Here is a 17,389-nt window from a genome sequence, read left to right on the forward strand (position 1 = left end):
CGCCCAAGAATTATCGATCTTGCGCCCGACATACGACAGACTCACATGACGCAACTTTCGCTTAAGCAATAATCTGTTAACCCTAACAGAGCGTTAATCGCACCGATTCTCGACAGTTACGAAAGCAGACCATGGCGCCCTATCAGTTCATCGAACGCCCGACACCTTTCAGCTCCAAGGCTGGCAGCACCCTGCCGGTTTTCGCCGTGACGCCAGCCCATATCGAACAGGGTGCCATCGATCCTGTTGCTCTGGACTGGGCGAAGAAAGCGGGTTTCAAGGCCGAAGCAGGCGTCGTATTGCTTGTTCCCTCTTCCGATGGTTCGCTGGGTGGCGTTCTTCTCGGCCTTGGCGGCAATCCCTCCGAAATCCCGTTCATAACCGGAAAACTGGCCCGCGAGCTGCCCGAAGGCGAGTGGCATATTGAAACCGCGCCATTGACGGCCAATCGGCTGGCTCTCGGTTTCGGCCTCGGCAGCTACCGCTTCGACAAATACAAGACAACCAAAACCAGCGGGGCCAAGCTTCTCATTCCGCAGGATGCCGAAGATGGCGAGATCAAGCGCGTTCTGGCCGGCGTCTTCCTCGCCCGCGATCTCATCAATGTTCCGGCCAACGATATGGGACCGGACGAGCTTGAGATCGCCTTCCGCAGCCTTGCCGCACACTACAAGGCAAAGGTGGCCGTCATTACCGGCGACGATCTGCTGAAGGAAAACTTCCCGCTCATCCATGCCGTCGGCCGCGCCAGCGAAAGCGCACCGCGCCTTCTGGAAATGAACTGGGGCAAGAAGGGAAATCCCCGCCTGACCCTCGTTGGCAAGGGTGTCTGCTTCGATACTGGTGGTCTCGATATCAAGCCAGCCGCCTCCATGGCGCTGATGAAGAAGGACATGGGTGGTGCGGCCAATGTTCTCGGTCTTGCGCTGATGATCATGGACGCGAAACTGCCGGTCAATCTTCGCGTTCTCGTGCCCGCCGTCGAAAACTCCATTTCCGCCAACGCCTTCCGTCCCGGTGATATCTACAGGAGCCGCAAGGGCCTGACGGTACAGATCGACAATACGGATGCGGAAGGCCGTCTCGTTCTGGCCGATGCGCTGGCCTATGCAGACGAGGATGCGCCGGACCTGATGATTGACATGGCAACGCTCACGGGTGCCGCCCGCGTTGCTCTCGGCCCGGATCTGCCGCCCTTCTATACCGATGACGACGATCTGGCCCACGATATCGCGGAAGCCAGCATCGATACCGACGATCCCCTTTGGCGCATGCCGCTCTACATGGGGTACGACAAGGATATCCGCTCACGCGCGGCCGATATCACCAACGCGCCATCAGGCGGCATGGCAGGATCGATCACCGCCGCTTTGTTCCTGAAGCGTTTCGTCACCAATACGAAAAAATGGGCACATTTCGATATTTACGGCTGGTCCTTGAGCGAAAGGCACCATTCATCGATCGGCGGTGAGGCTCAAGGTATCAGAGCACTCTTCCATTACATCACACACCAGTTTGCGAAGTAAATCGGTACCTCGGTTGATCTGACTTGCCCACGGGCGCTTCGTTAAGCGGAGCGCCCGGCCTTAATCAAACCAGAACCTTCTGTTCCTTGAGATCTTCCTCACCAAAGAACTTCAGATAACGCTCCACCTCGGATCGTTCGCCTGTCGCTTTTTGCGGATTATCGGAGAGTTTCACGGCTGGCCGACCATTGGCGTCGCTGACCTTGCAGACAATGGAAATCGGCTTCAAGCTGGCGATGGTCTTCGGCGCGCAACCGGCGAAATCATTGGTCAGATTGGTGCCCCAGCCGAAGCTCATGCGCACCCGGCCTTCGAAATGCCTGTATGTATCGACGATGGCATCGACATCGAGACCATCTGAGAAAATCAGCATCTTCTTGCGGGGGTCACGGCCCATCTTCTGCCACCACTCGATGATCTTTTCCCCGCCTTCGATCGGCGGCGCGCTGTCGGGACGGAAGCCCGTCCAGTCCGCCACCCATTCCGGCGCGTTGCGCAGAAAGGCCGCCGTGCCAAAAGCATCGGGCAGCACGATCAGCAGGTTGCCGCCGTAAAGCCGGTTCCAGTCCTTCAGAACCTGATAGGGCGCTGCGGCCAATTCCTCGTTGGTCTGCGCCAGCGCCGCAACCACCATCGGCAATTCATGCGCATTGGTGCCGACGGCCTCGAGGTCGGAATCCATGGCGAGAAGGACATTGCTCGTGCCGGTGAAGGCAGGGCCGATGCCTTCCTTCAGCGCCTCGACGCACCAGCGCTGCCACAGAAAACTGTGGCGGCGACGGGTGCCGAAATCGGAAATTCGCAGGCCCGGCAGTTCCCGCAACCGTTCGACCTTTTCCCACATCTTGGCCTTTGCGCGGGCGTAGAGAACATCCAGCGTGAAATAACCAAGCGAGCGCATTGCGCTACGCGAGCGTAGCTCATTGATGATCGCCAGCGCCGGGATTTCCCAGAGTGTCGTATCCATCCAGCGGCCGTGGAAATTCAGCTCATATTGCCCGTCGCGCTTGAAAAGCTCGTATTCGGGCAGCTGGTAGCTCGAAAGCCAGGAGAGGAATTCCGGCTCGAAGATTTGCGAGCGGCCGTAGAAGGTGTTACCCGCAAGCCAGATGTTCTCCTTCTTGGAGAGGCGCAGGGTACGCGCGTGATCGAGCTGCTCGCGCAGTTCCATCTCGTCGATCTCTTCCGCCAACCGCACCGTCTTCGTGCGGTTGATGAGCGAAAACGTCGCGTCGACTTCCGGATAGAGTTTCCAGATCATCTGCAACATCAGCAGCTTGTAGAAATCCGTATCGATCAGGCTGCGGACGATCGGATCGAGTTTCCAGGTGTGATTGTGGACACGGGTTGCTATATCGGTCTTCGTCATGCTTGCATTCCCCAGCATCGGCCCAGAACATCGGCAGGGCCGACGTCACCCCGCACCTCGGCAGGTATTATCAACCTGTCATGTCAAAGATTTATCTGAAAAAGCAACAACAAGTCCAGAGTGCGGGCGGCGCAAACGCCGCTTTAAGTCATATTACTTCAGAAGGTCGGGTCGACAGGATTGATGCCGGGATACCAGTCCTTGGAGATGGGATTTCTGCCACCGAAGCTGGAGATGCCGTTCTCATCGGTGCAGCGATAGCCCTGAACCGGCAGACCGCGGCTACCGAAAACATCCCGGTATGGGCCGCGGGCATATCCAGTTACACCAAGTTCGCTATGGCAATTGTAACGCACCTTGGGCTGTAGCGTTCGCGGGTCCTTGACACCCGGCAGGTTCGCATAGGCATCTGGAGCCGGAGCAAAACCATTCTGAAAAACGGTCTGCGCCTGCGCGGAAGCGCTCATTAAAAGCGCTGCCAGGATCGTTGCCAATCGTGTTTCCATTTTTGTGTTCATCGATGCCGGTCCCGTACCATCATTCAACCGATGTAGGCTTTCGGCTGTGGTCGCACAAAGGGCGAGGCAGGCACAATTTCGTGAAGCCGCCGCCTCAGCCTTCCAGACGCCGGAAAGCCGTCGGCTTTTCGTAAAGCCAGCCGATGCGCTCGATGGCCTCATTGAGATTTTCGCGTGCAACATTCATCGTGTGGCCATTGGCATGCAGCAGCGTCTCTTCGTTTTCCATGAGCCCGACATGGCCCTTCCAGAAAACCAGATCGCCGCGGCGCAATTCATCGCGCTCTATTTCCACGCCGAGCGATTTCACCTGCATGTCGGTATCGCGCAGAACCCGTCGGCCCGTCATCGCCATGGACAATTGCACGAGGCCCGAGCAATCGATGCCGAAGCCGGAGCGGCCGCCCCAGAGATAAGGTGTCTCGATAAAGCGCAAGGCCACCGCAACATAGTCCTCTTCGAGAGCGGCATCGGCTGGTCGGCAATGGGCGGCGATTATGCCTTCGCCTCTTTCGGTCAGCAGATAGCGGGTGCCGCGTGTCTCGGCCTCACCAACGATCCGGACCATGCTGCCCATGGAAATGGCTGCGACCGGCGGTTTGCGCAATTCGGCGGAAGGATAGAGGAAGGTGCGTGGCGCAACCACCTGGTGGGTAACGGCAACGACGTCGCCGATTGCCGTTTCCGGCACGTAACCGGCATAACCATCAGCATCCGCCTGCACCCAGGCCCAGCCATTCGCCCGGTCGAAAATGCGCACGGTTTCACCAAACAGCAGCTCCGTATCGATGCCGGCGGCAAGGTCAGGCGTTGGCCGCAGGCCAATAACCGGCACCGCGATCTGGGCGGGCGAACCGCTGACGAAACGCTCAGCCTGAACCACGCCTTGCAGTTTCTCATCGGCCAGATCGGAGCGGAAGACATTCAGGCGGCGGTCGAGCATCATGGTTTCACATCCAGAGGTTAGATCTTGCGTGCCTGATCAATAATCAGATCGCCGAATTTTTCCAGATAGAGCGCACCTGCCACGGTGCGTTTTATCACGACATTGCGCTTGTCCCGTTCGTCCCGCACCCTGTCAACCAGCCCGAGCGCCCCCAGACTGTCGAGTGCGCGGGTGATGACCGGTTTGGTCACGCCCAGCAAGGCGGCGAGGCCCCGGACGGTATGTGGCGGCGGCACGAGGTATATCTGCAGCAGGATTGTAGTCTGGCGCAAGGTCAAATCCGGCGCATCGGCCGTGACCTGCGCAGCAGATACGCGATGCCAAAGCCCCAAGGCCTCCGTAGGCGAAAGTTCTGCAGGCAAACCGGTAACCTTCCAGTCGTTATCTCACCGTTTTCATTCAACGGAGCGGAAAACTCAAGAAGCATACCGCACAAACAGAACCGCCGCGCCTTCGCAGATCATAAAAGATCGCGCGGCGCGGCGGTGTTGTTTAAACCCGTTTTTCGGGCCTTTAATGTCCCCTCTGGACTTGCAAGATGAGATGCAGGAAGCGTGCCAGTTTTACTGCAGTGCACAAATACGAGCAAAAACAGGTGCTTGGGGTATAATTCCGATGTTATGTTCAAATTTTCCGCAAGGCGAAAATAGCAACAAAAACAGGCAATCAGCAATTCAGTGCTTAAAAACTGCCTTCCGCCGTAACAGCGGAAGGCTGGGATCGGGATGGGTCAGATTTCCGCACCGCGAGCGGCATCGGTCGCATCTGCATTGTGCCGCCGGTTATGTCGGATCGACGACCAGAGCGAAATGCCGATCAGGGTCGCGCCACCAAGGCCGGTGATGACCTCCGGAATGTGGAACATCGTCTGCACGTACATGATGACGGACAGGATGAGGATCGCGTAGAAAGCGCCGTGTTCTAGATAGCGGTATTCGGCGAGCGTTCCCTTTTCCACCAGCATGATCGTCATCGAGCGCACGTACATGGCGCCGATACCGAGGCCGATGGCGATGATGAACAGGTTCTGCGTCAGCGCAAAAGCACCGATGACGCCATCGAAGGAGAAGCTTGCATCGAGCACTTCGAGATAGAGAAACGCACCGAAGCCGCCTTTTGCAGCGCCTTCGAGCACTTCCTGGCTACGATCGAGAATACCGCCGACGACTTCCACCAGCAGGAAGGTCAAAAGACCCCAGATTGCCGCATGGAAAAAGGTGTTGGCCGCAACCGGACCAAGCTCCGGATTGTCGCTGGCGCCGATGATACGAGAGAAGGCCAGCATGACGACCAGCACGAAGGCGATCTCGATACCCTTGACGGAGGAATAGACCGCAGCCTTTTCCTCGATCCAGCGCACCCAGTGCACGTCCTTTTCATGGTCGAAGAAGAAGTTGAGACCGACCATCATCAGGAAGGTACCGCCGAAAGCAGCGATTGGCAGATGGGCGTCACGCATGATTTCTGCATAACGTTCCGGCTGCGTGGCCGCCATGACGAGCGCCGTCCAGGGGCCGACATTGGCGGCAACGACCACGATCAGCAGCGGGAAGACGATACGCATGCCGAAAACGGCTATCAGAATACCCCAGGTCAGGAAGCGATGCTGCCAGACTGGCGTCATCTCTTTCAGCTTGTTGGCGTTGACGATGGCGTTGTCGAAGGAAAGCGAAATTTCCAGCACGGCAAGCACCGCACAAATGAAGAAGATCGTCGCTGTTCCACTGACAGTTCCGGTCATTTCCCAGCCGAGATAGCCGCCAAGGATCAGACCGACGATGGTGACGATAAAAGCCCACTTGAAGTAGGAAAGTGTGGTTTTCTGGGCGGCGCTCATGTCCGGTTACCTCCGGTAACGAGAGCGATTGCGGAACGACGCAGGACGTCGGGCCGCACGCAGAAAGCACGCGCGCGAAGCACATTCAGGTTTTTCATAGTTTTTAATCCGCCGGCCAATTTTTGCAGGCGGTACCGACATCACGAGAGCGCCGTAAAACTCTCGCCAGAGGGGCCCGGCACCTTTGTTTCCTCTGCCCTTGCGAGACATATGATCGCAGGACCCTCTCTTACTCCTCGAAGATCACCTCTTCGTCAAGTCCCGTGATGATTTCGGCGGCAACATCACGGGTAAACAGAGGAAATGTCTAGTCCGCAGCCAGTATATCCACCTTTTCGCGACCGCGTTTGAGCGTATTTTCACGGAAGAAAATATAAAGGCCGGAAAGAACGATCAGGCCCGCACCGACGACGATACTGGTCTGCGGCACATCACCAAAGAACAGCCAGCCAAAGACCACCGCCCAGAGCAGCAATGTGTATTGCAGCGGCGCGACGGTCGCGGCGTCCGCGAGCTTCAGAGCGCGGTTGACCAGCACATGCGCTGCCATGGCGACCACGCCGAGCAGGCCGAGGAAAGCGAGATCGAAACCGGACTGGACCGGCAACCAGCCAGACGGCGTGACGAACACCGCAACGAGGCCCGCAAGCCCCGCACCGATGATCTGCCAGAAAGCGAGCACCGTGTCAGGCGTGTTGCGTAGCTGGCGTCCGGACAACATCATGAAGGCGAAGGCGGCGCTGCCGAGAATGGAAAACAGTGCGGCCGAGGTGAGGCTTGCCGAGCTTGGCTGCAAGGCAATGAGAACACCGACGAAACCAATGGCGATGGCCGTCCAGCGACGCCAGCCGACCTTTTCTCCCAGGAGAAACGGCGATAGAGCCGCAACATAAATGGGGGCGGCGAGCCAATAGGTCATCACGTCGGCCAGCGGCAGGGCAGCGACTGCGAAATAGAAACAGAAAAGCTCGGCGGTGGAGAAGAATACGCGCGCCACCTGAAGAGACGGTCGCTCGATTTTCATGAGGCCGGAAAGACCGCCTTTCCACACGATCGGAACCAGGATGACAAGGGCAGCGACGCTGCGGATGAGGATCACCTGCCCCTGGCTGTAGGTCGAAACCAGCCATTTTCCCATAGCGTCGTTCAACGCGAAAAGCAGCATTCCAAGCAGCATGACGGCCACGCCGAGGCCAGTCGGCGAAAGCTTTCGTAATATATTCGGCATGTCAGGTTCCGTTCTCTCCCAATGGCTGCATTGGTCGTTCAGCCAGCCCTCGTTTGTCAAGCCCGAAGCGGGAGGAGTCGCGTATTAATAGTACTAATAAATCGGCAATTTCGATGTCACGCGAACATGCGCTTCTCTTCGTGAACGAGTTCCTGGAGAAAATCGACCACCGTGCGCACGCGGACCAACTGACGGGCGGATTCGTGATAGGCCGTCCAATAGGACCGACTTATGCTCATATGCGGCATGATCCGCAGAAGTTCGGGATATTGTCCGGCAATGTAATTGTGCAGGATGCCGATACCGGCGCCCGAGCGCACCGCCTCGGTCTGACCGGTGGCGCTGGATATTTCAAAGGCGGCGTCCCAGTCGCGCATGATCTCGCCGGTATAGTTCAGAGAAGGCGAGAAGATCAGATCCTCGACGTAGCCGATGCGCCGATGGCGCTTGAGTGTTTCCACATCCGCCGGCGTTCCATATTCGGAGAGATAGGACTTCGATGCGTAAAGCCCCAGCGAATAGTCGGTGAGCTTGGAAAACATCAGCCTACCCTGTTCCGGCCGCTCGATGGTGATGGCGATATCGGCCTCTCGCTGCGACAGGGAAAAGGAGCGCGGAACCGGCACGAGCTGGATTTTTAGGTCGGGATAACGCGCGGTCAGCCGGCCAAGCCGTGGCGCAAGAAAAGAAACCCCGAGACCATCGGGCGCGCCGATGCGCACCGTTCCCGCCACTGCCGTATCGACACGACCGAGATTTGCCTGCGCATTCAGCATTTCGGTTTCCATGCGCTCGGCGGCGCCCAAAAACAGCTGACCTTCTTCGGTCAGTTCGCAACCGTTCGTCCGGCGGATGAATAATTGGGTCTTCAGTGCCTGCTCCAGCGACGTCAATCGTCGCGAAAGCGTTGCGTGATTGAGGCCGAGCCGTTTCGATGCGGCAAGGATCTGCCCGGAGCGGGCAACGGCGAGGAAGATGCGGACGTCATCCCAATTCATGGTTTGCTGCGCAGCATTATGGGTTCGACATCAAGCAAGGTCAGCGACGTCACCATTCCTGCCACACTCTCTTTGTATTTCAGAAAATGCGGCGTTTGCAGATGCGCTTCATATGCCGCCCGGTCCGCGTAGACTTCGAGGATGCGAATCTTTTCCGGGCTGCCTTTAATTGCCACCGCATTTAATGCAAGCACACCAATTTCCAGGCTGACCGAAGCTTCGATCTCTTCTGCAAGCAGTCTGCGATAGGCATCCAGCTGGGTTGGATCGATTTGGATTTCAGCCATCCGCACGACTGGTTCATCGCTCATCAAGCTTCTGACCTTCTGTTGACCGGCGAACGTGTGGGTGTCGGAAATCCGCCGCCACCCTCAAAATACTCGCCTTGCTTTAATTTACGCACAACGGTTTCTTATCTGAGTTCATTGATTTGTACAAATTCAAGTGCAATGCTGCACCCATCAAAAAATCGCGGAGGAAAGCCCCATGAGGGAAATCGGTCATTTCATCAACGGCAAGCATGTGTCCGGCACCAGTGGCCGCACATCTAACGTCTACAACCCGGCAACCGGCGAAGTGCAGGCGACTGTCGCGCTTGCCAGCGACGCCGAGCTGCGCGCTGCCGTGGAAAGCGCAAAAGCGGCACAGCCGAAGTGGGCCGCCACCAACCCGCAGCGCCGCGCCCGCGTTTTCTTCAAGTTCGTCGAACTTCTGAACCGCGACATGAATGAACTGGCGGTGCTGCTCTCCAGCGAGCACGGAAAGACCGTCGAAGATTCCAAGGGCGATATCGTGCGCGGCCTCGAAGTCTGCGAATTCGTCTGCGGCATTCCGCATCTGCAGAAGGGTGAGTTCACCGAGGGCGCAGGTCCCGCCATCGACATGTATTCGATCCGCCAGCCGGTCGGCATCGGTGCGGGCATCACGCCGTTCAACTTTCCGGGGATGATCCCAATGTGGATGTTTGCGCCGGCAATCGCCTGCGGCAACGCCTTTATCCTCAAGCCTTCCGAGCGCGATCCGTCCCTGCCGATCCGCCTTGCCGAACTGATGATCGAGGCAGGTCTTCCGGCTGGCATCCTCAACGTCGTCAATGGTGACAAGGGCGCTGTCGACGCCATCCTGACCGATCCGGATATCGGCGCGGTTTCCTTCGTCGGCTCGACGCCGATTGCCCGCTACGTCTACGGTACTGCCGCCATGAACGGCAAGCGCGCACAGTGCTTCGGCGGCGCGAAGAACCACATGATCATCATGCCTGATGCCGATCTCGATCAGGCCGTGAACGCCTTGATGGGCGCCGGTTACGGTTCGGCCGGCGAACGCTGCATGGCTGTGTCGGTTGCGGTTCCGGTTGGCGAAGAAACGGCCAACCGTCTCGTTGAAAAGCTCATCCCGCAGATCGAAGCACTGAAGATCGGCCCCTACACCGACGACAAGGCCGATATGGGCCCGCTCGTTACCAAGGAAGCGCAAACGCGCGTCAAGGGTCTGATCGACAGCGGTGTCGAGCAGGGCGCGAAACTGCTGGTCGATGGCCGCGACTTCAAGCTCCAGGGTTATGAAGACGGCTATTTCGTCGGTGGCTGCCTGTTCGACCACGTCACCCCTGACATGGACATCTACAAGACGGAAATCTTCGGACCTGTTCTCTCCGTCGTTCGCGCCAAGAACTACGAAGACGCGCTGGAACTGCCGATGAAGCATGAATATGGCAACGGTGTTGCGATCTACACCCGTGACGGCGATGCTGCGCGTGACTTCGCCAGCCGCATCAATATCGGCATGATCGGCATCAACGTTCCGATCCCTGTTCCGCTCGCCTACCACTCCTTCGGCGGCTGGAAGGCCTCGAGCTTCGGCGATCTCAACCAGCATGGAACGGATTCGATCAAGTTCTGGACGAAGACCAAGACGATCACCTCGCGTTGGCCGTCCGGCATCAAATCGGGTGCCGAATTCGTCATGCCGACGATGAAGTAAGCAATGCGTCTCTAAACAATGAACCGGCGGGCGATTGACCCGCCGGTATCCTAACCGGTCACAGGTGTGTAAACGGCATCAATTGGTCGGGCCGTCGTTGAAACCCACTTCGTCCACAAGCTCGGATGCCTGTTTGCGGTGGGCGGCAATATCCGTCAGTGGCAGCTTGTCCGGATTGATGGGGCCGAAGCCCTTCACGACATCGGAAGGCTCCGCGCCGGGTAGCACCGGGTATTCGAAGACCTGCTTGGCATAGATTTCCTGCGCCTCGCGCGATGCCAGGAATTCCATCAGCTTCAGCGCATTGTCCTTGTTGGGTGCGTATTTGGTCAGCGCCATGCCGGAAATATTCACATGCGTTCCGCGATCTCCCGCATTGGGAAAGATCACCCGCACCGATCCCGCCCAAACCTTTTCCTCCGGCTCGCGGTCGTTGGTCAGCATCAGGCCGACATAATAGGTATTGCCGAGCGCGATATCGCATTCGCCGGAAAAGATCGATTTGGCCTGGCTGCGGTCTGTTCCATCAGGCTTGCGGGCAAGATTGTTCTTAAGGCCGGTCAGCCATGTCCGGGTATAATCGACGCCATGATGGGCGATCATCGAGGCGATCAGCGCGATATTGTAGGAATGCTGGCCGTCGCGAATGCAGATCTTGCCCTTCCATTTCGGATCGGCAAGCTCCTCATAGGTGATGTCTTTCTGGGTGACCCGCTCCTTTGAGGCATATACCACGCGGCCACGCGTCGTCAGGCCGAACCATTCGCCTTGCGGATCGCGCAGATTGGCCGGGATATCCTTTTCAATGACGGGATCGTTCAGCACTGGCTGTGTAACGCCGCCTTCTTTCGCCTCGACAAGCCGGGCGATATCGACCGTCAACAGCACGTCGGCCGGCGAATTGACGCCTTCTGCCTGAATGCGCTCCACCAGACCCTTGTCGAGGAAGAGAACGTTGGCCTCTATGCCCGTTTCTTTCGTGAAGGCATCGAGCAGTGGCTGGATCAACTCGGGCTGCCGGTAGGAATAGACGTTAACCTCGCCGTCCGCAAAAGCAGCGGGCGCGGCCCAGAGGATCGTCAGACCCGAAAAAACGGCAGCGGAAAAACACGATTTCAAGCTTGCCATTAAGAATGCCTCCATTACATTCAGATTCTTGACTTGTTTGTTCATGAATCATCAAAGCGGTCAACAAGGCTGTCCGAGAAATATCGGATCGCTGCCAGTTTTTTCAGTTTCTGGAATTGTTCTAAACTGAAAAAGAGACTATATAACTCCACATTGAGAGTTAGGAGACCAGCATGCGTTTGACCAAACAGACCAACTATGCCGTTCGCATGTTGATGTATTGCGCCGCAAATGAAGGCAAGTTGAGCCGCATTCCGGAGATCGCCAGGGCTTATGGCGTATCTGAGCTGTTCCTTTTCAAAATTCTGCAGCCGCTCAACAAGGCCGGTCTGGTGGAAACCGTGCGCGGCCGTAACGGCGGCGTGCGTCTTGGTAAACCCGCTGAGAAAATCAGCCTGTTTGACGTGGTGAAGGTGACCGAAGACAGTTTTGCCATGGCGGAATGCTTCGAGGACGGTGCTGTCGAATGTCCGCTTGTGGATAGCTGCGGCCTCAACTCGGCGCTTCGCAAGGCGCTCAATGCCTTCTTCGATGTGCTGGCGGAATATTCCATCGACGATCTCGTCAAGGCGCGGCCGCAGATCAACTTCCTGCTCGGCATCGACACGGAAATGCCGAAGATCGCCGCCTTGCCGGCCGCCTGATCATCCCATTGCCCAAGCAACAATTGCGCTAGCCCGTGTCCGCAGGTCACGGGCTTTTCTTTTATAGAACACTTCGGAAATGCAATATTTTTGGTCGAGCGTGTTGACGCCAGGAGACGAAGCGGCGCATTTGGTCGCGAGCTTTTTTGAAGCAATCAGCCAGCGTCGCAATGATCATCAAGCCTGAATTCCATACATTTGCACTTACCGCGCTCGTCGGCAGCATGGGTGCGCTGCTTGCCAGTCTACTTAACGTTCCAGCGCCGTTTCTGTCCGGTCCGGCGCTCGCCGTGACGATTACGGGACTGGCGGGCGTGAAGCTTGGGATTCCCGCCTTCATCCGCAATGCCTGTTTCGTTGTGGTCGGCATTTCGATGGGAACGAGCGTAACGCCGTCGGTAATCGATGCCGCGAAGACATGGCCACTGAGCTTCGTCATCGTGCTCGTTGCAGTCGTCATCATGCTGTATGTCGCCTATTGGATCCTGCATTACGGCTTCGGATACGACAGGACGACGGCGATGCTGGGCGCTTCGCCCGGGCACCTCAGCTATATCATCAGCCTCGGCGCCGAGACGAAAAGCGACCTTGCGACCGTCAGCATCGTGCAAAGCGTGCGGGTGCTGGCGCTGACGCTTTCCGTGCCGCTGATTGTTGAATATTTCGATCTCGTCAGCACGGAACCGCTCATCGCCAATCCACCGATGGGTCTGTTCACACTGGCCCTGACCATTGGCGCGTCGCTTGCGATGGGATGGCTGTTCCTTCGCTGGAGATTTCCCGCAGCCCTGCTGCTGGGCGGCGTCGCGGTTTCCATCGGCACCCATATTACCGGCCTTACCGAGGGCGGCGTTCCGAGCTGGCTCAGCCTGCCGGTCTATGTGCTGATCGGCTGTCTCATTGGCACGCGCTTTTCGAATGTGTCGCTGATGGATGTGCGAAAAGGCTTTCTGGCAGGTTTCGTCGTCACCATCGCCGTGATGGTGATCGCCGGAAGTATCGCCTGGATGATTTCCAACATTACAGGCGTTCCGCTCAATGCGGTGATGATCGCCTATTCGCCGGGCGGGCTTGAAACGATGGCGGCGATGGCAGTGATGATGCATGCCGATACCGCCTATGTCGGGTCACATCACGTTCTCAGACTTCTGTTCCTGTCGGTTCTCATGCCGCTCGTCATGGGCAAGGATGCACGCAAGCGGGACGGCGAAATCTAAGCCGGGCCAGTGCCCTCGCCATTCAGGTAAAAAACGCCAATAGCGTTGCAACCATTTGTTCCTCTGGCCGTTCATGTTTCTCCGCAATTGCGGCGGCGATTTTTCGCGTGTTCGACAGGCTGACCCACCGGAGGACTATTCATGAACCGCTTGATGATGTTGACAGGCGCCGGATTTGCGCTCGCCCTTTCTGTTTCCTTCGCTCAGGCGCAGGTGGTGGTGTCGTCTAAGATCGACACGGAGGGCGGCGTTCTCGGCAACATCATCCTTGCCGTGCTGAACAAGAACAATATCGAGACGACGGATCGCATCCAGCTTGGCGCTACCCCGGTCGTCAGAAAAGCGATCACGGCTGGCGAGATCGACATTTATCCGGAATACACAGGCAACGCCGCCTTCTTCTTCTCCAAGGCGGACGACCCGCTCTGGAAAGATGCCGCCAAGGCCTATCAAGAAGCCAAGACACTCGACTATGACGCCAACAAGATCGTCTGGCTGACACCATCGCCCGCAAACAACACCTGGGCGATTGCGCTGCGCAAGGATGTTGCCGACAAGAACAATCTGAAGACGCTTTCGGATTTCGGCAAATACATTGCCGGTGGCGGTGAGGTGGTTCTTGCCGCCTCCTCGGAATTCGTCAATTCCGCAGCCGCCCTGCCGGCATTTCAGACAACCTACGGCTTTACCATGAAGCCGGATCAGTTGATCACGCTTTCCGGTGGCGACACGGCTGCCACTATCGCTGCCGCCGCAAACCAGACGAACAATGCCAATGCTGCCATGGTCTATGGCACCGACGGTGGCATAGCGCCGTCCGGTCTTGTCGTGCTTGAGGACGACAAGCATGTGCAGCCCGTCTACCAGCCCGCGCCGATCATTCGCGAGGAAGTTCTGAAAAAGAACCCCAATATCGAGACATTGCTGAAACCCGTTTTCGAAAAGCTGGATCTGGCAACCTTGCAGGAGCTGAACGCCCGCGTGCAGGTGGGAGGCGAACAGGCCAAGGCAGTTGCGACCGACTTCCTGACGAAGAACGGTTTCCTCAAGTAATTGGCAGAGAACCGTTGAGGCGGGATATCGGAAACCATGTGAGGTTTTCACCATCCCGTCCGAACCTATGATCCGGGGGAGCGGAATTTGACGAAATGGCCTGACAAGGTAGGCGTGCTGATTTCGTGCCTGCTTCTCTACGCGCTTTTCGCGGCCCCCTTCATGACATTCCGAGCCAACCGGATCATTCAGGGTGAAACGCGAACGATCTTCGAAGCGCTTCCGGTTGCTGCTGCTACCCTCCTCGTCGCCATCATTGTTGTCGCCGCCTTCATCGCCTTTTTCCGGTTTCCGGCGCGCCTGAAACTCGCCGCTGCGCTGGTCGGTCTCGCGGCACTGGCGATCTTCGTCGGGCAGGCGGCGTCTGCGCTGACACCTAAGGGAAACAGTTTTGCCCGCGTTTCGCCCGCCAGCGGTTTCTGGTTGATGTTTGCAGGGCTTGCATTGCTTGCCGCCGATTGCATTGCACGTCTCCAGCCGAAACCCACTTTGCGGATTTTGCTGTTGCTGGTGGCAACCGGGACGCTTGCGGCGGTCCTGATAAGCGGCCTCTGGGACGATCTCTCCATCATCAAGGAATATACCGGCCGGGCAGATATCTTCTGGACCGAAGCACTGCGGCATGTGGAACTTGCCATCGGGTCGCTGGTTGCAGCCACCCTCGCCGGTATCCCGCTCGGCATTCTCTGTTACAAGGTCGAGCGTTTGCGCTCCGGTCTACTGAACGCTCTCAATATCGTCCAGACCATTCCCTCCATCGCGCTTTTCGGCCTTTTGATCGCGCCACTCGGATGGATGGCAGCCAATGTGCCGGGTGCGGCGAAGATCGGCATCGCCGGCATCGGCATGGCGCCGGCCTTCGTGGCGCTATTTCTCTATTCGCTGCTGCCCGTTGTCTCCAATACGGTGGTCGGCCTGTCCGGCGTTTCGCAGGCAGTGCGGGAAGCCGCGCGCGGGCTTGGCATGACGCCACTGCAAAGGCTGCTGCGGGTGGAGTTTCCGCTCGCCATGCCCGTCATCCTCACCGGCATCCGTATCGTACTGGTGCAGAATATCGGTCTTGCGACCATCGCAGCTCTAATCGGCGGCGGTGGATTTGGCGTTTTCGTGTTTCAGGGCATAGGGCAGACCGCGATGGACCTCGTACTGCTCGGCACCGTGCCGACCGTTCTGCTCGGCTTCGCCGCCGCGATTACGCTCGACGCCCTTATCGACAGCAATCTCTTCAGCGCAGGCGGAAGGCAAAAGGCATGATCGAGATCGACACCATCACGAAACGATATGGCGATACGGTCGTGGTCGACCAGGTCTCCCTGACTGTGGCGCCGCGCACCGTCACCGTCATCGTCGGCACTTCCGGGTCGGGAAAAACCACGCTGCTGCGCATGATAAACCGGCTGGTGGAGCCGACGTCCGGCACTATCCGCATCGACGGAGAAGATGTGAGCACCATGCCGGGCTACAAGCTGCGCCGTCAGATCGGCTATGCCATTCAGGGCCATGGGTTGTTTCCGCATCGCACCGTGGCGGAGAATATCGCGACGGTTCCGCAGCTCATCGGCTGGGACCGCAAGCGCATCGATGCGAAAATCGACGCGCTGATGCAGCTCTTCCAGCTGGATCCGGCGCTTTATGCCAACCGCTTTCCGCATGAGCTTTCAGGCGGCCAGCAACAGCGTGTCGGCGTGGCGCGCGCGCTTGCAGCAGAACCGAACATTCTCCTGATGGACGAACCTTTCGGTGCACTGGACCCGGTTATCCGCGCCAAGGCCCAGAACGATCTTCTCGATATCCAGAAGAAGCTCGGTGTGACCATCGTTCTTGTCACGCATGATATGGACGAGGCCTTTCACCTGGCGGATCGTATTGCCGTCATGGACAAGGGCCGTATCGTTCAGGACTGCCCGCCGGCCGAGCTGGTGCTGAAACCGGCAACGAATTTCGTCCGCACCATGATCGGCGAAAACGAGCGCGCCCTGAAACTGCTATCCGTCCTGTCGGTTGCAGACGTCGTGGAGCCGGGAAGCGCTGAAGGCGAACCTTTGAATGAACATACCAGCCAGCGCGACGCCCTGTCTGCAATGTTGTGGGCGGGCTGCGATACCTTGCCGGTGCTGAAAGACGATGGCAAACCCGCAGGTATCGTGCGGCGCGATGTTCTCCTCCAGCGGGCTGCCGGAACCCCATGAAAAATGCCGCTTCGTTTTTCGCCCCCGGGCTTCTGGTGCTGGCGCTGATGGCCTTTCTCGCGGCGCCGCAGGTTTTCGCACCGATATTCCGCCCTCTTGTGCAGACCAATGCGCCGGCGATCTACACGCAGGCCAATCTGCTTTCCCTGACACTGTCGCATCTGACCATTGTCGCAATCGCAACGGGGCTGGCCACGCTGGTGGCGGGAGCCCTTGCGGTTCTCGTCACCCGCCCTTTCGGCGCGGATTTTCTGCCGCTATCGCGCAGCATCGTCAATATCGGCCAGACCTTTCCGCCGGTGGCGGTGCTGGCGCTTGCCGTGCCGATGATCGGTTTTGGCGAGAAACCGACGCTCATTGCGCTGTTTCTCTATGCGCTTCTACCGGTTTTCGAAAATACTCTGACAGGGCTGACCACGCTGCCGCCAACCGTCATGGATGCCGCAAAGGGCGCCGGCATGACCGGCTGGCAACGGCTCGTCAAAGTGGAGCTGCCACTTGCCCTTCCGGCGATCCTCGCAGGCATCAGGCTTTCGGCGGTGATCAGCCTTTCAACAGCAACCATCGGTTCCACGGTCGCGGCCCGCACGCTCGGAGAGGTGATCATCGCCGGCCTGCAATCCAACAATCTCGCCTTCATCCTTCAGGGCGGATTGATCGTCGCTGTGCTGGCAATCCTGATCCACGCCAGCTTTTCTGCACTGGAAAAGGCAGCGGCCCGCAAAACCGGGCACTGACGAATGCAAGCTCCTC

General features: G+C 58.0%; 17 protein-coding genes. 8 read left to right on the forward strand and 9 right to left on the reverse strand.

Annotation, left to right across the window (positions count from 1 at the left end):
* The first annotated feature begins 131 nt into the window (after window positions 1-131).
* Window positions 132-1,526, forward strand: coding sequence for a leucyl aminopeptidase family protein (locus FB593_RS08520; RefSeq protein WP_113472999.1), 1,395 nt, complete (start codon window positions 132-134; stop codon window positions 1,524-1,526).
* Window positions 1,527-1,590: 64 nt separating this feature from the next.
* Here FB593_RS08520 and pncB read toward each other — a convergent pair whose 3' ends face one another.
* From pncB to FB593_RS08560, 8 genes are all read right to left on the reverse strand, one after another.
* On the reverse strand, window positions 1,591-2,895 hold the full coding sequence (gene pncB / locus FB593_RS08525; RefSeq protein WP_003514549.1) for a nicotinate phosphoribosyltransferase: 1,305 nt from the start codon (window positions 2,893-2,895) through the stop codon (window positions 1,591-1,593).
* A 158-nt stretch (window positions 2,896-3,053) separates the two neighbouring features.
* Entirely contained in the window at window positions 3,054-3,413 is a 360-nt protein-coding gene (locus FB593_RS08530) for a hypothetical protein (RefSeq protein ID WP_065661490.1), read from the reverse strand.
* 94 nt (window positions 3,414-3,507) lie between these two features.
* Window positions 3,508-4,359 carry a C40 family peptidase gene (locus tag FB593_RS08535; protein WP_113472998.1) on the reverse strand — a complete coding sequence of 284 codons (852 nt, stop codon included), beginning with the start codon at window positions 4,357-4,359 and terminating at the stop codon, window positions 3,508-3,510.
* A 17-nt stretch (window positions 4,360-4,376) separates the two neighbouring features.
* On the reverse strand, window positions 4,377-4,721 hold the full coding sequence (locus FB593_RS08540) for a MarR family winged helix-turn-helix transcriptional regulator (protein ID WP_003514544.1): 345 nt from the start codon (window positions 4,719-4,721) through the stop codon (window positions 4,377-4,379).
* A 368-nt stretch (window positions 4,722-5,089) separates the two neighbouring features.
* Window positions 5,090-6,196, reverse strand: coding sequence for a DUF475 domain-containing protein (locus FB593_RS08545; RefSeq protein ID WP_003514542.1), 1,107 nt, complete (start codon window positions 6,194-6,196; stop codon window positions 5,090-5,092).
* A 307-nt stretch (window positions 6,197-6,503) separates the two neighbouring features.
* Window positions 6,504-7,424 (reverse strand): DMT family transporter, encoded by a 921-nt coding sequence (locus tag FB593_RS08550; RefSeq protein WP_003514540.1) that lies wholly within the window; start codon window positions 7,422-7,424, stop codon window positions 6,504-6,506.
* A gap of 116 nt (window positions 7,425-7,540) precedes the next feature.
* Window positions 7,541-8,422, reverse strand: a complete 882-nt coding sequence (locus tag FB593_RS08555; RefSeq protein WP_113291271.1) for a LysR family transcriptional regulator — start codon at window positions 8,420-8,422, stop codon at window positions 7,541-7,543.
* Window positions 8,419-8,733, reverse strand: coding sequence for a putative quinol monooxygenase (locus tag FB593_RS08560; protein ID WP_003514538.1), 315 nt, complete (start codon window positions 8,731-8,733; stop codon window positions 8,419-8,421). Before FB593_RS08560 ends, FB593_RS08555 begins: the two co-directional genes overlap by 4 nt.
* 175 nt (window positions 8,734-8,908) lie before the next feature.
* Here FB593_RS08560 and FB593_RS08565 point away from each other — a divergent pair, with 175 nt between their 5' ends.
* Window positions 8,909-10,405 carry a CoA-acylating methylmalonate-semialdehyde dehydrogenase gene (locus FB593_RS08565; RefSeq protein WP_003514535.1) on the forward strand — a complete coding sequence of 499 codons (1,497 nt, stop codon included), beginning with the start codon at window positions 8,909-8,911 and terminating at the stop codon, window positions 10,403-10,405.
* A 78-nt stretch (window positions 10,406-10,483) separates the two neighbouring features.
* Here the strand turns inward: FB593_RS08565 and FB593_RS08570 are convergent, their stop codons facing one another.
* Entirely contained in the window at window positions 10,484-11,533 is a 1,050-nt protein-coding gene (locus tag FB593_RS08570) for a Fe(3+) ABC transporter substrate-binding protein (RefSeq protein ID WP_019564505.1), read from the reverse strand.
* 173 nt (window positions 11,534-11,706) lie between these two features.
* Between FB593_RS08570 and rirA the strand changes: the two genes are divergently transcribed.
* The 6 genes from rirA to FB593_RS08600 all read left to right on the forward strand — a co-directional run bounded on the left by rirA (window position 11,707) and on the right by FB593_RS08600 (window position 17,373).
* Window positions 11,707-12,177: an iron-responsive transcriptional regulator RirA gene (gene rirA / locus FB593_RS08575; protein WP_003514531.1), complete on the forward strand. Its 471-nt coding sequence runs from the start codon at window positions 11,707-11,709 to the stop codon at window positions 12,175-12,177.
* Window positions 12,178-12,347: 170 nt separating this feature from the next.
* On the forward strand, window positions 12,348-13,394 hold the full coding sequence (locus tag FB593_RS08580) for an AbrB family transcriptional regulator (protein ID WP_003514529.1): 1,047 nt from the start codon (window positions 12,348-12,350) through the stop codon (window positions 13,392-13,394).
* Window positions 13,395-13,535: 141 nt separating this feature from the next.
* Entirely contained in the window at window positions 13,536-14,447 is a 912-nt protein-coding gene (locus tag FB593_RS08585; protein WP_013635286.1) for an ABC transporter substrate-binding protein, read from the forward strand.
* Between the two features lie 87 nt (window positions 14,448-14,534).
* Window positions 14,535-15,701 carry an ABC transporter permease gene (locus FB593_RS08590; protein WP_186447898.1) on the forward strand — a complete coding sequence of 389 codons (1,167 nt, stop codon included), beginning with the start codon at window positions 14,535-14,537 and terminating at the stop codon, window positions 15,699-15,701.
* The gene (locus FB593_RS08595; RefSeq protein ID WP_111804252.1) at window positions 15,698-16,636 is read left to right on the forward strand and encodes an ABC transporter ATP-binding protein; all 939 of its coding nucleotides are present in this window, start codon (window positions 15,698-15,700) and stop codon (window positions 16,634-16,636) included. Before FB593_RS08590 ends, FB593_RS08595 begins: the two co-directional genes overlap by 4 nt.
* Window positions 16,633-17,373 (forward strand): ABC transporter permease, encoded by a 741-nt coding sequence (locus FB593_RS08600; protein WP_003514520.1) that lies wholly within the window; start codon window positions 16,633-16,635, stop codon window positions 17,371-17,373. Before FB593_RS08595 ends, FB593_RS08600 begins: the two co-directional genes overlap by 4 nt.
* Window positions 17,374-17,389 lie beyond the last annotated feature (16 nt).

This window comes from Rhizobium sp. SJZ105 (genome assembly GCF_007828365.1).
GTDB classification, from domain to species: Bacteria; Pseudomonadota; Alphaproteobacteria; order Rhizobiales; family Rhizobiaceae; genus Agrobacterium; species Agrobacterium tumefaciens.

Bases quoted from the DNA above. Each gene is read 5' to 3' on its own strand.
- FB593_RS08520 (WP_113472999.1), top strand. From the start codon at position 132: ATGGCGCCCTATCAGTTCATCGAACGCCCGACACCTTTCAGCTCCAAG.
- pncB (WP_003514549.1), bottom strand. From the start codon at position 2,895: ATGACGAAGACCGATATAGCAACCCGTGTCCACAATCACACCTGGAAA.
- FB593_RS08530 (WP_065661490.1), bottom strand. From the start codon at position 3,413: ATGAACACAAAAATGGAAACACGATTGGCAACGATCCTGGCAGCGCTT.
- FB593_RS08535 (WP_113472998.1), bottom strand. From the start codon at position 4,359: ATGATGCTCGACCGCCGCCTGAATGTCTTCCGCTCCGATCTGGCCGAT.
- FB593_RS08545 (WP_003514542.1), bottom strand. From the start codon at position 6,196: ATGAGCGCCGCCCAGAAAACCACACTTTCCTACTTCAAGTGGGCTTTT.
- FB593_RS08550 (WP_003514540.1), bottom strand. From the start codon at position 7,424: ATGCCGAATATATTACGAAAGCTTTCGCCGACTGGCCTCGGCGTGGCC.
- FB593_RS08555 (WP_113291271.1), bottom strand. From the start codon at position 8,422: ATGAATTGGGATGACGTCCGCATCTTCCTCGCCGTTGCCCGCTCCGGG.
- FB593_RS08560 (WP_003514538.1), bottom strand. From the start codon at position 8,733: ATGAGCGATGAACCAGTCGTGCGGATGGCTGAAATCCAAATCGATCCA.
- FB593_RS08565 (WP_003514535.1), top strand. From the start codon at position 8,909: ATGAGGGAAATCGGTCATTTCATCAACGGCAAGCATGTGTCCGGCACC.
- FB593_RS08570 (WP_019564505.1), bottom strand. From the start codon at position 11,533: ATGGCAAGCTTGAAATCGTGTTTTTCCGCTGCCGTTTTTTCGGGTCTG.
- rirA (WP_003514531.1), top strand. From the start codon at position 11,707: ATGCGTTTGACCAAACAGACCAACTATGCCGTTCGCATGTTGATGTAT.
- FB593_RS08580 (WP_003514529.1), top strand. From the start codon at position 12,348: ATGATCATCAAGCCTGAATTCCATACATTTGCACTTACCGCGCTCGTC.
- FB593_RS08585 (WP_013635286.1), top strand. From the start codon at position 13,536: ATGAACCGCTTGATGATGTTGACAGGCGCCGGATTTGCGCTCGCCCTT.
- FB593_RS08595 (WP_111804252.1), top strand. From the start codon at position 15,698: ATGATCGAGATCGACACCATCACGAAACGATATGGCGATACGGTCGTG.
- FB593_RS08600 (WP_003514520.1), top strand. From the start codon at position 16,633: ATGAAAAATGCCGCTTCGTTTTTCGCCCCCGGGCTTCTGGTGCTGGCG.